Annotated in this window: 12 protein-coding genes and 6 tRNA genes; 15 read left to right on the top strand and 3 right to left on the bottom strand. The window is 49.5% G+C overall.

All coding sequences use genetic code 11. The features are described 5' to 3' along the window. Positions 1–2: 2 nt before the first annotated feature. Both asd and rsgA read right to left on the bottom strand, forming a co-directional pair. Positions 3–914, bottom strand: coding sequence for an archaetidylserine decarboxylase (gene asd / locus EQP46_RS16515; RefSeq protein ID WP_129494683.1), 912 nt, complete (start codon positions 912–914; stop codon positions 3–5). Between the two features lie 115 nt (positions 915–1,029). After that, positions 1,030–2,082, bottom strand: a complete 1,053-nt coding sequence (gene rsgA / locus EQP46_RS16510) for a small ribosomal subunit biogenesis GTPase RsgA (protein ID WP_129494682.1) — start codon at positions 2,080–2,082, stop codon at positions 1,030–1,032. A 78-nt stretch (positions 2,083–2,160) separates the two neighbouring features. Between rsgA and orn the strand changes: the two genes are divergently transcribed. The 7 genes from orn to EQP46_RS16475 all read left to right on the top strand — a co-directional run bounded on the left by orn (position 2,161) and on the right by EQP46_RS16475 (position 3,753). Then, entirely contained in the window at positions 2,161–2,706 is a 546-nt protein-coding gene (orn, locus tag EQP46_RS16505) for an oligoribonuclease (RefSeq protein WP_129494681.1), read from the top strand. Positions 2,707–2,820: 114 nt separating this feature from the next. Further along, a tRNA-Gly gene (locus EQP46_RS16500) sits at positions 2,821–2,896 on the top strand. 105 nt (positions 2,897–3,001) lie between these two features. Then, positions 3,002–3,077: transfer RNA gene (locus EQP46_RS16495), tRNA-Gly, on the top strand. A gap of 98 nt (positions 3,078–3,175) precedes the next feature. Beyond that, positions 3,176–3,251, top strand: a tRNA-Gly gene (locus EQP46_RS16490). A 98-nt stretch (positions 3,252–3,349) separates the two neighbouring features. Further along, positions 3,350–3,425, top strand: a tRNA-Gly gene (locus EQP46_RS16485). Between the two features lie 99 nt (positions 3,426–3,524). Next, positions 3,525–3,600, top strand: a tRNA-Gly gene (locus EQP46_RS16480). Between the two features lie 77 nt (positions 3,601–3,677). After that, positions 3,678–3,753: transfer RNA gene (locus EQP46_RS16475), tRNA-Gly, on the top strand. 573 nt (positions 3,754–4,326) lie between these two features. Here EQP46_RS16475 and queG read toward each other — a convergent pair. Continuing rightward, complete coding sequence (queG, locus tag EQP46_RS16470) at positions 4,327–5,454, bottom strand: tRNA epoxyqueuosine(34) reductase QueG (protein WP_161972870.1); 1,128 nt, start codon at positions 5,452–5,454, stop codon at positions 4,327–4,329. 60 nt (positions 5,455–5,514) lie between these two features. Between queG and EQP46_RS16465 the strand changes: the two genes are divergently transcribed. From EQP46_RS16465 to hflK, 8 genes are all read left to right on the top strand, one after another. Then, positions 5,515–6,999, top strand: coding sequence for an NAD(P)H-hydrate dehydratase (locus EQP46_RS16465; protein WP_129494680.1), 1,485 nt, complete (start codon positions 5,515–5,517; stop codon positions 6,997–6,999). Between the two features lie 50 nt (positions 7,000–7,049). Further along, positions 7,050–7,517 (top strand): tRNA (adenosine(37)-N6)-threonylcarbamoyltransferase complex ATPase subunit type 1 TsaE, encoded by a 468-nt coding sequence (gene tsaE / locus EQP46_RS16460; RefSeq protein WP_129494679.1) that lies wholly within the window; start codon positions 7,050–7,052, stop codon positions 7,515–7,517. A 52-nt stretch (positions 7,518–7,569) separates the two neighbouring features. Continuing rightward, positions 7,570–9,252 (top strand): N-acetylmuramoyl-L-alanine amidase, encoded by a 1,683-nt coding sequence (locus EQP46_RS16455; protein WP_129494701.1) that lies wholly within the window; start codon positions 7,570–7,572, stop codon positions 9,250–9,252. Between the two features lie 3 nt (positions 9,253–9,255). After that, complete coding sequence (gene mutL, locus EQP46_RS16450; RefSeq protein ID WP_129494678.1) at positions 9,256–11,283, top strand: DNA mismatch repair endonuclease MutL; 2,028 nt, start codon at positions 9,256–9,258, stop codon at positions 11,281–11,283. After that, positions 11,276–12,202, top strand: a complete 927-nt coding sequence (miaA, locus tag EQP46_RS16445; protein ID WP_129494677.1) for a tRNA (adenosine(37)-N6)-dimethylallyltransferase MiaA — start codon at positions 11,276–11,278, stop codon at positions 12,200–12,202. The genes mutL and miaA overlap by 8 nt, the downstream gene beginning before the upstream one ends. 97 nt (positions 12,203–12,299) lie before the next feature. Continuing rightward, positions 12,300–12,572 carry an RNA chaperone Hfq gene (gene hfq / locus EQP46_RS16440; RefSeq protein WP_017008739.1) on the top strand — a complete coding sequence of 91 codons (273 nt, stop codon included), beginning with the start codon at positions 12,300–12,302 and terminating at the stop codon, positions 12,570–12,572. Between the two features lie 26 nt (positions 12,573–12,598). Then, positions 12,599–13,906, top strand: a complete 1,308-nt coding sequence (hflX, locus tag EQP46_RS16435) for a ribosome rescue GTPase HflX (RefSeq protein ID WP_129494676.1) — start codon at positions 12,599–12,601, stop codon at positions 13,904–13,906. Between the two features lie 35 nt (positions 13,907–13,941). After that, a complete protein-coding gene (gene hflK, locus EQP46_RS16430) occupies positions 13,942–15,090 on the top strand; it encodes an FtsH protease activity modulator HflK (RefSeq protein ID WP_129494675.1) in 1,149 nt (382 codons plus the stop codon).

Genomic DNA, 15,090 nt, shown 5'->3' with positions numbered 1-15,090 from the left:
CTTTACGCGGTTTGCGTTTCGCTTTGATCTTCGTCTTGGGTCGGCTTGGTGGCGGCAGCTTGGTGAGCATACGCTTCACCCATACGAGTCACTGCGCCTGGCGTGATGCTGTCATCGAACTGAATTGCGCCTTTCGGGAACAGGTTAATCACGGTCGAGCCCAACTTGAAGCGACCCATTTCTTCACCTTTGTTGATGGTGACCGCTTGATCGCCTTCTGCAGGGTAATCCCAACGACGGATGCTTTGACCTGTTGGTGGCGTGATGGTGCCTGCCCACGTGGTTTCGATGCTGCCTACGATGGTTGCGCCAACCAGCACTTGTGCCAGTGGACCAAACGCCGTATCAAAAATACACACAACGCGCTCATTACGTGCAAACAGGTTTGGCACGTTTTCAGCGGTCAATGGGTTTACAGAGAACAGATCGCCCGGCACGTAGATCATTTGACGCAGTGTGCCGTCACACGGCATGTGAACACGGTGATAGTCGCGTGGTGATAGGTACAGGGTTGCAAAGTCACCATCAGCAAATTCTTCCGCTAGCTGTGCGTCACCGCCAAGTAGTTCACACGCATCATAGGTGTGACCTTTTGCTTGGATCAAACGACCATGCTCAATAGGACCGGCTTGGCTTACACATGCGTCAGCAGGGTGGCTGATCACATTCGCATCGTCGTTAAGTGGGCGTGCGCCTTCTTTTAACTCACGAACGAAAAAGTCATTAAACGTCGGGTAGCTCGCCGGATCTGGATTCTTCGCTTCGCTCATCTCGACCTTGTATTGGCGAACAAACCATTTGATAACTGTGGTTGTCAGAAAGCCCGCTTTTGCGGCTGCCAATTTACCCATTAGGCGGGTGAGGAGATGTTTCGGCATGCAGTACTGCAGGCCAATCTTTAAATCGTTAGACACGGTGATTTTCCTAACTCGTAGATTGCCCTCGAAATTTCAAAGGCCAGAATTCAATTAGCGGCACAGTTTACAAAATTAACAGGCCGCTAACCAGAGGTGTGCGAAAAGGTGTCTATCAGTTCTCTTTGTCGCGTGAGAACTGACGGTTTGCCTTCATCTCAGACATGCTTTCGATGATTTTGTGGTAGCTATCAAAGCGTGTTTGACTGATCTTCCCTTCACTAACGGCTTCGCGAAGCATACAGCCGGGATCATCCCCATGTTTGCAATCGCGGAACTTACAGCCGCCAAGGTAATCGCGGAACTCTTTGAAGCCATAGGTGACATGGTCTAGCTCAAGGTGCCATAAACCAAATTCACGCACCCCAGGGCTATCAATCAAATCACCACCATCGGGGAAGTGATAGAGTCTTGCCGTGGTCGTGGTGTGTTGGCCAAGCCCTGAGTTTTCAGAAACTTCACACGTTTCAGCGTTAACGTCAGGCAGTAGGGCATTGACTAGGCTCGATTTTCCGACGCCAGATTGGCCAACGAAAATGCTGGTGCCTTCTGAAAGACGCTGTTTCAATTCAACCATACCTTCGCCTGTCTTTTGGCTGACCATCATGACGTCGTAGCCAATCTGCGTGTAAATGGCGAGGGTATTTTTGACAGTTTCAAGGCCATTCGCGTCAAGGAGGTCTATCTTATTAATGACGATAAGTGGCTTGAAATCGACCTGTTCTGTCGCGATCAGGTAACGGTCTATAATGTTGGTAGATAATTCGGGTAATATCGCGGAAACGATCACGACTTGATCAATGTTAGCCGCGACTGGTTTTACACCGTCATAGTAATCAGGGCGCGTCAGCACTGAACGACGTTCGTGGACACCTTCCACAACGCCAGCAATGCCTTGCAGTGTTTCTACACCAGGACGCCAGACAACGGTATCACCAGTCACCAAGCTTTCAATTGAACGGCGAAGATTACAACGGTGAATCACATTCGTTTGAAGATCTTCAATGTCGGCATGTTGTCCAAAACGGGTAATAACGACCCCTTCACGGGCGGACTCGAGCAGAGATTCATCCCATTGGACGCCCTCTTGCTGTTGATCAACACGTTTCTTTTGGTTTGTCCGTACTCGGCGAATTTGGCCTTTTGTGAGCTTTTTCTTTTTTGCCACGAGAATGTCGCTAGTTTAGTTGGCTTTCATGTCAGGCTAAGTATGATACATGGTTTACTTGTAAAATAGGCAAATTGGATGTCTTTCAGCGATAAGAATTTAATCTGGATTGATCTCGAAATGACCGGACTTGACCCTCAAGTTCATAAAATCATTGAGATTGCGACCATCGTGACAGATGCTGAACTTAATGTGTTAGCTGAAGGGCCAGTTCTTGCAATTCATCAATCAGACGATGAATTAGCGAAAATGGACGATTGGTGTACCAATACGCACACTGGTAGTGGGCTGGTGGACCGTGTGAAAGCTAGCACGGTGACGGAAGATCAAGCGATCAAAGAAACCATCGCGTTTTTGCAGCAGTGGGTGCCTGCGGGTGTTTCCCCAATTTGCGGTAACAGCGTCGGCCAAGACCGTCGTTTCTTGTATCAGCACATGTCTGATTTGGAACGTTTCTTCCACTACAGAACGGTTGATGTCAGCACAATCAAAGAATTGGTGCGTCGCTGGCAACCAGACCTCCTCAATGGATTCCACAAACAAGGTACTCACCTTGCACTGGATGATATCCGTGAATCGATCGAAGAATTGAAATTCTACCGTTCAACGATCTTCACGATCTGATGCGAAAATAAACGATACGAAGAAAAATCTAATTTTTTAAGTTTAGAGGCTTGCATCGCCGATTTTTCTTCGTATAATTCGCAGCCCTGACAGAGACAAACGTCTCACGTCAAAGCGACACTAGCTCAGCTGGTAGAGCGCAACCTTGCCAAGGTTGAGGTCACGAGTTCGAACCTCGTGTGTCGCTCCAATTTCTCTTTGAGAGAAAGCAAATTTCGATTCGTCGAAGCGCGGTTGCAGAAGGCCTGTAAATCGCGATATAAATATGATCATGTGACGATCGTCATTGATCCATGCGACACTAGCTCAGCTGGTAGAGCGCAACCTTGCCAAGGTTGAGGTCACGAGTTCGAACCTCGTGTGTCGCTCCAAATTCTTCTCTTCGGAGAAACACCTTTCGATTCGTCGGAAGTCGAGGCGCAAGTAACCTTGCATCTCAATGTAAAAAGCTCGATTTATCGAATGCTCTGCGACACTAGCTCAGCTGGTAGAGCGCAACCTTGCCAAGGTTGAGGTCACGAGTTCGAACCTCGTGTGTCGCTCCAAATTCTTCTCTTCGGAGAAACACCTTTCGATTCGTCGGAAGTCGAGACGCAAGTAACCTTGCTGCTCAATGTAAAACGTTCGATTTATCGAATGCTCTGCGACACTAGCTCAGCTGGTAGAGCGCAACCTTGCCAAGGTTGAGGTCACGAGTTCGAACCTCGTGTGTCGCTCCAAATTTTTCTCTTCGGAGAAACACCTTTCGATTCGTCGGAAGTCGAGACGCAAGTAACCTTGCTACTCAATGTAAAAAGATTCGATTTATCGAATGCTCTGCGACACTAGCTCAGCTGGTAGAGCGCAACCTTGCCAAGGTTGAGGTCACGAGTTCGAACCTCGTGTGTCGCTCCAAATTCTTCTCCTCGAGAGAAACAGTGTCTCTTCTTCATGAGGCATAGAAAAATGTCCGATGTCATCGGATGCTCAATGCGACACTAGCTCAGCTGGTAGAGCGCAACCTTGCCAAGGTTGAGGTCACGAGTTCGAACCTCGTGTGTCGCTCCAAATTTCTTACAGACTATCTTCTGTAAGCACCAACACTACGCAGATCATGTACCAGTTGAACGCAGGGTACAGCGAGTCGTTGTCAATAATGCTGTGAAGCATGAACCTCAGGCTGGATCTAGCCTATAAAAATCTGAACTATCCACTGACTTTCGTTAGTTATCTAGCGCTTGAGCACCATTTTATCGTGTTTCTCAACAGAGTTATCCACATCGCTATCCTTGTGGGTAACGTCGTTGATTAAACTATTTAAAGGCCTAATTTACAGGGTGATTGTGATTAGGTGCTGATCAGCTGAAAAATGAAGCGTTGGATAAGTTTTTCTTTTAAACCCTTGTGATACCTGGGTTTGAAGGGGTGTTAGTTAAAAATCTTGCTTTATTATCCCCAGCTTATTCACTATTTATGAATGTCGACTGAGTTTATTCACAGTATGTGTTTAACTTTATTGATGTGCATCGAATGATGCCGTACTGAAAATGTTTTCCACATTGCGCAGCAGAAGTGAATCTGTGTCTTATTTTTGATTGATGCTTGGCCGAAAAATGCTAATTCCGTCAATATTTGCATTATTCATGCATCCCTCGGTAAGCCTTTTTGAACAATTCGTACTAACCGCTTTGTGGAAGCTGGAAGCACATCAATTGATGCATCCTGTCGACGAGAAAGCTGCTGTTCTATCGCCCAGTCAAGATGCTCATCAAGCATAGCAGAGAATCCTTTTGCTGCTTGTAAAAGATCTATGATCTCTTCGTTATAAGGCGCATTGCCCATTGCAACAGAGAGGTTCCTGCGCCATTTTTCGTGCCCTATACGGCGAATAGCCGAGCCTTCCGTTTCTTTTAAAAATGTCTTTTCATCCCAAGTAAAAAGCGTCGTCAAAGGTTGTTGAACCAGAGATGCCCTACCGTGGAAATCTGGCTCCAGCGTGAGTTCAGCTTCTCGGTTATAGGGGCAAACAAGTTGGCAATCATCACACCCATAGATACGATTGCCGATGGCTTGACGAAACGCCACAGGAATTGCGCCATCGAGCTCTATGGTGAGGTAAGAAATACAGCGCCTGGCATCGACCACACCTTCTGCGACAATGGCGTTGGTGGGGCAAGATGTCATGCAGGCAACACACTTACCGCATTGATTTTCTTTGGCTTCATCGACAGGTAACGGCAAATCTATCAGTAGCTCGCCTAAGAAAAACCAGGAGCCTGTGCCTTCATTCAGCAAAAGCGAATGTTTACCCGTCCAGCCCAAACCGGCTTTCTCTGCCAATGGGCGCTCAAGAACCGGTGCGGAATCAACAAAAGGGCGATAGCCAAACTGGCCGACTTCCTGCTCGATGCGCTCTCCCAACTTTTTAAGCCGGTTACGGATCAATTTATGGTAATCACGGCCAAGTGCGTATCGGCTAATGTAGGCGAGGGTTGGGTCATCCAGCGTCTTTGCGAAACCTGCATCGGGTGGGAGGTAGTCCATTCTGGCGCTGATCACACGGATCGTTCCTTCAACGAGCTCTTGAGGGCGTGCGCGCATCATGCCATGACGTGCCATCCAATCCATGTCGCCATGATAGCCAGCATCTAGCCAGCGCTGTAGCTGCGCTTCATGCTGACGAAGATCAATATCAGCAATACCAATATGCTGAAAACCTAGTTCACGGCCCCATAGCCTGATATTTTCAGCGAGTTGGTTAAGATTGATCGACGATGAAGATCGAGAATTAGACATAAGATCAGAACAACAAAACATGGATGACATCAGATGGTTGCCAGTTTACCACACTCGCTTTACCGATCGGATCAAGTAAGAGACGGAGAACGAAAGATCGCTGAGGATCTTGGCGTTGATATGTACACCTTGATGGAGCGAGCGGGTGCGGCTGCGTATCAATGCTTACGTCAATATTGGCCGACGGCAAAAACGGTGCTTATTTGCTGTGGCAGCGGCAATAACGCGGGCGACGGGTATGTGATTGGTCGCCTTGCGTTGGAAGACGGTTTGCTTGTGCAACTTCATTCTTTGGTTGAGCCTCGCTCTTTGATGGGAGATGCCGCTACCGCAAGAGATGCCTTTGAGAAAGCGGGGGGCGCTATTTCCATGTCGCTTGATCTTCGTGATCCCCCTGATTTGATGGTGGATGCTTTATTCGGGACGGGATTGAACCGCCGCATCCGAGGTGATTATGCCTGCGTGATCCAAGCGATGAACGCGACAGATGCGCCGTGCTTGGCGGTCGATATTCCGTCGGGCCTGTGTGCAAACACAGGGTGTGTGTTCGGTTGTGCCATTGAAGCCGATGTGACCATCAGCTTTGTGGCGTTGAAACAGGGCATGTTCACGGGAAAAGCGCGAGATCATGTTGGCGATGCGGTGTTTGACGGCTTAGGCATTGATTCGGCATTTGAAGCGGCCTTCCCTTCAGCGGTGACGCGACTCGGTAAACATCGTGCAAACGCCATTGAACCTCAACGCAAGAGAACATCGCACAAAGGCAGTTTGGGGCGCGTCATGTGCATTGGGGGTCAACAGGGCATGGGCGGAGCCATATTACTCTGCGGCCAATCTGCGTTACGCTCTGGTGCGGGGGTGGTATCGCTATTAACCGCAGAAGCCAATATGCCTGCGATACTTGCGCGTCAACCTGAACTGATGACTCGACAGTGGAAGCGCAGTGACGGAGCGGATGTTCTCGACAACATACTGACGTGGGCTGATGTCATTGCGATTGGACCAGGTCTTGGACACTCGTCATGGGCGCGGCAGTTGTTCGACGGCGCACTCGCCACGCATTTACCCATGGTACTTGATGCCGATGCACTGCACTTCCTGCGTCAGTATCCTCGACGCTATGCCAATTGGGTACTGACGCCGCATCCTGGAGAAGCGGCAAAATTATTGGGGATCAGCATCAGTTCGATTGAACGGGATCGATTTTCTGCCGTCAAAGAGTTACAGAGCCGATATGGCGGTGTCGTCGTGCTTAAAGGTGCGGGCACAATCGTTTATGATGGCAGCGTTTTCACCGTAATAGATGCGGGTAACTCCGGAATGGCGTCCGGAGGGATGGGAGATGTCTTGGCGGGTACTATTGCGGCCTTCATTTCTCAAACAAAACACATTGATCGTGCAGCAATTTTCGGAACTTTCCTGCACAGTCATGCGGCGGACATTGCCGTGAAACAGTTTGGAGAGCGAGGCCTGGTTGCCAGTGACCTGCTTCCTTTGCTGGGAAAGAAGTTGGCATAAATGTCGATCTGTGAGCGAAATGACTCCCAGACAACAAAGCAGTGAGAAACATGACAGAGATTTTCAACACTGAGCTTGCCGATGAGCAAGCGACGGTGGCGTTTGGTGCCGCAATTGCAGCGGCGTGTTCTGCGCAAACCACCATTTACCTGCACGGCGATCTTGGTGCCGGGAAAACCACGTTTTCTCGTGGCTTCATTCAATCCTTAGGTCATTCGGGCAAAGTAAAGAGTCCGACGTATACTTTGGTAGAGCCTTATCAGTTAGCGACGTGGCAGGTTTATCATTTTGATTTATATCGCCTTGCCGATCCTGAAGAGCTGGAATTCATGGGGATCCGTGACTATTTCACGCCGGATGCACTCTGTTTGGTGGAATGGCCGGAGAAAGGTGTAGGCCTGTTGCCTGAGCCAGATCTTGATATCACATTAAAATATGACGGTGAGCAGCGAACGGTACAGGTGAAAGCCAATACCGTGGCGGGCAATGCCTTGATTGAAAAAATGGAGTGGAATTAACGGTATGCATTGGCGGGGAATGCTGGTAGGTCTACTGTGTTGGCTAGGAATGATGGCCACGGCATGGGCAAATACGCTAGAAAACGTGCGTGTTTGGCCTGCACCTGAGGAAACACGCGTTGTTATGGACATGGCGGAAACGCCAGAGTTTTCTTATTTTACGTTGACCAAACCGAATCGTCTTGTCATCGATCTGAATGGGACATCTGTCACTGCAAACTTGCCGATGGGTGTTCAAAACAGCAAGATTTTGAGCCGTGTTCGAAAAAGTAACCCGCCAAGTAAAGGCACCTACCGTCTGGTCTTTGAACTTAAAGACCAAAGCACGCCGCGCATCTTTGCCCTGAAGCCTGGTGGCGAATACGGTCACCGTCTTGTGATCGATTTGCCGCACAAAATGCCAAAGAAGGTTGCAAAGCCAAAGAAGTCTGAGCCAACAGAAGCTCAAGCGGCGCTGCCCTTTGGTACGGATGACATCATTATCGCCATCGACCCCGGTCACGGTGGCAATGACCCTGGCGCAATAGGCCCTCGTCGTAAATACGAAAAACACGTCACCTTGTCTATTTCTCGTCGCCTGGCCGCAAAAATTAATGCCGTGCCTGGCATGAAAGCGGTTATGACGCGAAACGGTGACTACTTCCTCGACCTTAACAAACGCTCTGAAATTGCGCGTAAACATGGCGCGCATTTGTTGGTGTCTGTTCACGCGGATGGTTTCCACAAACCGCAGCCACGCGGCGCATCGGTGTGGGTATTATCCCGTCGTCGTGCGAACAGTGAAATCGGTCGATGGATTGAGAAGCATGAAGAACAGTCGAACCTTCTCGGCGGTGGTGCACTTCTCGATGATAACGAAGATGAATATCTCAGCCGCGCCGTGCTGGATTTGCAGTTCAGTAATTCGCAAAAAGAAGGCTATGACGTGGCGGTGCGTGTCCTGAAAGAAATGGGACGCGTGACGAAGCTGCACAAATCAAGCCCTGAGCATGCAAGCCTTGCTGTATTGAAATCGCCTGACATTCCTTCATTGCTGGTGGAAGCGGGCTTTATCACTAACCCACAAGAAGAAACTCTGCTGCTGAGTTCTAACCATCAGCAAAAAATTGCCAATGCTGTGTTTAAAGGCGTGTTGGCGTATTTCGAAGATTTCCCGCCGGATGGCACCTTGATGGCCGCGCGCAAAAACGGCATCAAACATAAGGTCACATCGGGGCAATCTTTGTCTGTGATTGCGAAAAAATACGGCAGTTCAGTCTCCGCGATTAAAGCGGCGAATGGTTTAAAATCGAGCGGGTTACGTGTAGGTCAGGTGTTAACTGTGCCCGACGTGAACGTGAAATCCCTTGCCTCGAATGCGTCGTCGGGAAGTCAGTCTTCCAGTGCCAGTTCGTCATCGAGTAGCGCCTCGAACAGCCGTCCTTCATCCACGGTGACACGAACGCATACTGTTGCCCGAGGAGAATACCTTGGGAAGATTGCGGCGAACTATGGCGTGACTGTGTCGAGCATCCGCAAAGCGAACAAATTGCGTAAAGATGAATTGGCTGTGGGTCAAAAGCTAAAGATTGTGGGTATAAAGCCCAAAGATACGAAGCACAAAGTGAAACGTGGCGAGTATCTGGGTAAGATTGCCAGCAATTACGGTATCTCGGTAGAAAGTATCCGAAGAGCCAACAAGCTGCGTTCAGACGAATTGGCGATCGGTCAGACGTTGATTATCCCCGGGAGCTAACCAATGGCAATTCAGATATTACCGGCAAGGTTAGCGAACCAAATTGCCGCGGGCGAGGTGGTTGAAAGACCGGCGTCTGTGGTGAAAGAGCTGGTGGAAAACAGTATCGATGCGGGTGCCACGCGTATTGACGTCGATATTGAAAAAGGCGGCAGCAAATTGATTCGCATCCGTGACAATGGATGCGGCATCGACAAGGGCGAGTTAGAACTCGCCTTGAGCCGTCATGCCACCTCGAAAATTGCCTGCCTTGACGATCTTGAAGCCATTGTTAGCCTTGGTTTTCGTGGCGAAGCGCTCGCCAGTATTAGTTCGGTTTCCCGACTTACACTGACTTCTCGCACGGAAGCGCAAACCGAGGCATGGTCAGCACACGCCGAAGGCCGTGACATGTCGGTGCAAATCAAGCCTGCGGCACACCCTGTCGGCACCACGGTAGAAGTGGTGGATTTGTTTTTTAATACGCCCGCTCGCCGAAAATTCCTTCGTACTGACAAAACAGAATTTGGTCACATTGATGAATTACTTAAGCGCATTGCGCTAAGCCGATTCGATGTCGCCATTACGCTCCGTCACAATGGCACCATTGTGCGCCAATACCGCATCGCGGAAAACGATGCCCAACGTGAGCGTCGATTAGCAGCTGTGTGTGGGCCACAATTTGTAAGAACCGCCGCGCAGGTGAGCTTGGAGCACCAAGGGTTATCGCTGCACGGTTGGATTTGTACGCCAGAAGGTGCACGCGCTCAAAATGACATTCAGCATTGCTTTGTTAACCAACGCATGATGAAAGACAGGCTGATTAACCATGCGATTCGACAAGGTTATGAAGCCACGCTCAAGCCTGATCAGTTTGCGGCCTACGTGCTGTATATCGACATCGATCCGCATCAAGTGGATGTGAATGTGCATCCTGCGAAGCACGAAGTGCGTTTCCATCAAGCCCGTTTGGTGCATGACTTCATATACCAAGCCGTGTCTGATGCGTTGCAACAAGTGATGGCAGAGCACGCCCCTTCGCTGGATTTTGAGGAAAACGACAACGTCATCGAGCCAGTGCAAACCGCCTATGCGGGTGGAGAGGCACAAGAGGAAGAGAGCGAAGGGGTTGTGGCTGAAGATGTGTTTGCTGAGTCGATGGCATCCGCGCCAAAAACCGTATCGTCCGCACCCAGTGCGCGTTCTTCTTCGGGGTCGTACGCTGGCGCAACAGGTGGCCAGGGTGAACGCGCTGCGTGGCGTCCATCCTCTGAGTCTAACGGTGGCCGCCAGTCGAGTGCATTTTCTTCCCAAGGCAGTGGACGTGCTTCCATGCCTGAGAAACCATCAGCGCCTTCGAAAGCGACACAACGTGCTTACGAGGCGTTGATGCAAACCCCTGACATGCCCGTTCAAAATAAGGTTGCAGAAGCGCCTGCTGCCATGTCATTGAACGCTGTCTCTGTGGGTCATACCGATGGTGGCCTTGGTAAAGCACTCACGATTGTCGCTTCCCGTTATCTGCTATTGCAGCGCGCAGAGGGAATCGCGTTATTAGATTTGGACGTCGCAAGCCATTTGCATGCATTGGGACAAATGCGTGTGGGCATGAGCGCACCGGGCCTGAAAGCACAGCCTTTGTTGATCCCACAAGCTATCCCTGCATCGCCTGAAGAGATGGCGGTCATGTCGGAATATGATCAATTATTACAACGATTTGGTATTGTACTCCGTCAAAAATCAGCCAGCCAGATGATGGTGATGGCGGTGTGCCAACCATTGCGTAAGCACAACCTGCAATCACTGATCCCTGAACTATTCGGCTTTTTGTCGCAGCAAACAGACAGTCAAACCTCGCTATCCCCAGATAGTCTGGCTAATTGGCTTGCAAGAAAAGCGACGCAGAAAAGTGATGCCTATGGCTTATCACAAGCAGTGACCTTAATCACTGAACTAGAACATTGCTGGCAGGGAGAACTGGCAGAGCATTATTCAACGTTGTTGCGTCCGGTCGACGTGGCAACCGCAATAGAAGCATTCGAACATGAGTAATACGCTGCCTAAAGCGGTTTTTTTAATGGGGCCAACGGCATCCGGTAAAACGGATTTGGCGATCGCACTGAGACAGCAGTTCCCGGTAGAGATCATCAGTGTCGACAGCGCGCTGATCTATCGAGACATGAACATCGGTACCGCGAAACCAACGGCGGAAGAATTGGCACTTGCGCCGCACCGCCTTATTGATATTCGCGACCCATCAGAAGCTTACTCGGCGGCTGATTTTCGTGAAGACGCCCTGCGAGAAATGCAAGAGATTGTCGCAAAAGGGAGAATTCCGGTTTTGGTTGGTGGTACGATGCTTTACTTCAAAGCATTATTGGAAGGCTTATCACCTTTGCCAGCCGCGGATCCGGTGATCCGAGCTACTATTGAGCAGGAAGCCCAAGCTCACGGATGGCAAGCGCTGCATGATGAACTCTGTCGTATCGATCCTGTATCAGGTGCGAGGATTCATCCTAATGATCCGCAGCGATTGTCGAGAGCGCTGGAAGTTTTTCGTATTTCGGGTAAAACTCTGACTGAGTTAACCCAAACCAAAGGTGACCCGTTGCCATACGAGGTTCACCAATTTGCTATAGCCCCCAAGGAAAGGGGAGAACTACATCGCCGGATCGAGCTTCGTTTCCAGAAAATGATGGAAGCAGGGTTTGAGAAGGAGGTGCGTGCGCTATTTGAACGCGGCGATCTGCATGCAGACATGCCGTCGATTCGCTGCGTAGGTTACCGTCAGATGTGGGATTATTTGTCGGGTAGCGGCTCGTTAGATGATGCTGTTTATCGTGGAGTGTGTGCCACCCGTCAGTTAGCCAAACGTCAGATTACTTGGCTGAGAAGCTGGGATGATTTGACGTGGCTTGATAGCGACAACGCTACGCTATCGTTACAAACAGTCACAAAGTGTTTGACCTGATCGCAGTTTGAGCAGGGTATACTTTGATTGTTGTAAGCGACGTTGTTGATCTTTTTTGTTGCGAAATACAACTACAAACCAATAAGGAAAATTAAAAATGGCTAAGGGGCAATCTCTACAAGACCCATTTCTGAATGCACTGCGTCGCGAGCGTGTACCGGTATCTATCTACCTCGTTAACGGTATCAAGCTTCAGGGCCAGATTGAGTCATTTGACCAGTTCGTGATCCTGCTGAAAAACACCGTGAATCAAATGGTTTACAAACATGCGATCTCTACAGTCGTACCTGCTCGCCCAGTAAATCATCATCACAATAATACTAACGAGCGTTCTCCGAACGATCGTCCGCAAGAAAAAACTGAGGAGTAACAATCCTTTGGTAAGGAGTTGATCGCTTGTTTGACCGTTACGAAGCCGGTGAACAGGCTGTTTTAGTTCATATCAACTTCACTCAAGAAGGTGAATGGGAAGATCTCAGCGAATTTGAAATGCTGGTATCGTCTGCGGGGGTGACCAAGCTGCAAACTGTAACAGGCAGCCGTCAGACCCCGCATTCCAAGTACTTTGTTGGTGAAGGTAAAGCCCTCGAAATCGCAGACGCAGTCCGAATGCTCGGGGCTGAAATCGTCATATTTAATCATTCGTTAACACCTGCACAGGAACGTAACTTAGAACGTTTGGTTCAGTGCCGAGTGCTTGATCGAACGGGTTTGATCCTCGATATCTTTGCTCAACGAGCGCGAACGCACGAAGGTAAGTTACAAGTTGAGCTTGCTCAGCTTCGACATCTTTCCACGCGACTCATTCGTGGCTGGACGCACCTTGAACGTCAAAAAGGGGGAATTGGTTTACGTGGTCCTGGTGAAAGCCAGCTCGAAACCGATAGACGCCTATTACGTGATCGCGTTAAAGCGATATTGCGTAGACTTGATAAGGTAGCCAAACAGCGCGAGCAGGGGCGTCGAGCACGTAACCGTGCAGAAATTCCGACCGTGTCATTGGTGGGCTACACCAATGCTGGCAAATCAACCCTCTTTAACCGTATTACTGAAGCTGGCGTTTATGCTGCAGACCAATTGTTTGCGACACTTGACCCGACGCTTCGTAAAATTGAGGTGGAAGATGTTGGTGACACGATTCTTGCTGACACGGTGGGATTCATTCGTCATTTGCCTCACGACTTGGTTGCAGCCTTTAAAGCAACGCTAAAAGAGACACAAGAAGCAACACTGTTGTTGCATGTGATCGATGCCAGCGATGATCGTTTCAGAGAAAACATTGACGCCGTCAACGTTGTTTTGGAAGAGATCGATGCGGGTGACGTCCCAACCTTGCTCGTGATGAACAAGATCGACAATATGGAAGATACTTCACCGCGCATTGAGCGTGATGAAGAAGGTGTTCCCCGTATTGTTTGGGTGTCGGCACTTGCAGATCGGGGTATAGATCTTCTTTTTGAGGCACTGACCGAGAGGCTCGCGGGGACTATGGTAAGCTATCGCTTACGTATTCCACCCGCAGCCATTGGCAGAATGCACAGTAAATTCTGTCAGTTGCGATGCATTTTGCACGAAGAATACGAGCCGGACGGAAGTTTGCTAGTCGATGTGCGGTTACCTCAGACTGATTGGATGAGGCTAAAAAAACGGGAAGACAGTGATCTCGGTAACTTTATCGTTACTGAACAGACTGTTACAGTATAAAAACTATCGTCATATCATACTGATGGAGTGCTCTAATGGCGTGGAATGAGCCAGGAAACAATGGCGGTCAGGACAAAGATCCGTGGGGTAATCGCGGAGGTCGTGACCAAGGACCGCCGGACCTCGACGAGGTGTTTGGCAAGCTTAGTCGTAAGCTAAGTGGCCTGTTTGGCGGCAAAGGGCCGTCTTTTGGTGGCGGCAGTGCTGCTGGTTTGGGCGCAATTGCCGTTGTGGGTGTGATCATTTGGGGTGTATCAGGTTTTTACACCATCGGTGAAGCAGAGCGTGGTGTCGTGCTGCGTTTTGGTGAGTACGACCGTGTCGTACAACCCGGTCTTAACTGGAAACCAAACTTCATTGATGAAGTCACCACTGTCAACGTTGAAGCGATTCGCTCTCTACGTGGTTCAGGTGACATGCTAACCAAAGATGAAAACGTTGTTCGCGTTGAAATGGACGTGCAATACCGTGTCGCTGATCCGCAGAAGTATTTGTATTCAGTCACCAACGCAGATGACAGTTTGCGTCAAGCTACTGATTCTGCTTTGCGTGCGGTGATTGGTGATGCCGTGATGGATGAAATCCTGACCACGGGTCGTCAACAAATCCGTGAACGCACTCAGGTTGAAATCAACCGTATTATCGATCGTTACGACATGGGCCTTTTGGTTGTTGACGTCAACTTCGACACTGCGCGTCCTCCTGAGCAAGTGAAAGACGCATTTGATGATGCTATCGCAGCACGAGAAGATGAAGAGCGTTTCACACGTGAAGCAGAAGCGTACCGCAATGACATTTTGCCAAAAGCAAAAGGTCGTGCTGAGCGTCTGAAGAAAGAAGCATTGGGTTACAAAGAGAAGATTGTTAACGAAGCAGAAGGTGACGTTGCTCAGTTCAACAAACTCCTGCCTGAGTATCAAGCGGCTCCAGAAGTTACCCGAAACCGTCTCTACCTAGAAACGATGGAGAATGTGTTTGGCAACACCAGTAAAGTGTTGATCGATTCTAAAGAAGGCAGCAGCAACTTGCTTTACTTGCCTTTAGATAAACTCATGAATCAATCACAACAGCAACGCACAAATGTTGATAACAATGCGTCTGATTACGGCATTGAACTTGAAAACACCACCGTTGCACCTGGTACGTCTTCACCTCGCCAAACGAATCGTCAGGGGAGATATTAA

The sequence above is a fragment of the Enterovibrio baiacu genome (genome assembly GCF_004120195.1).
Classification (GTDB): domain Bacteria; phylum Pseudomonadota; class Gammaproteobacteria; order Enterobacterales; family Vibrionaceae; genus Enterovibrio; species Enterovibrio baiacui.
Note: the sequence above shows the minus strand (reverse complement) of the source record. Positions and strands in the feature narration are given on the sequence as shown.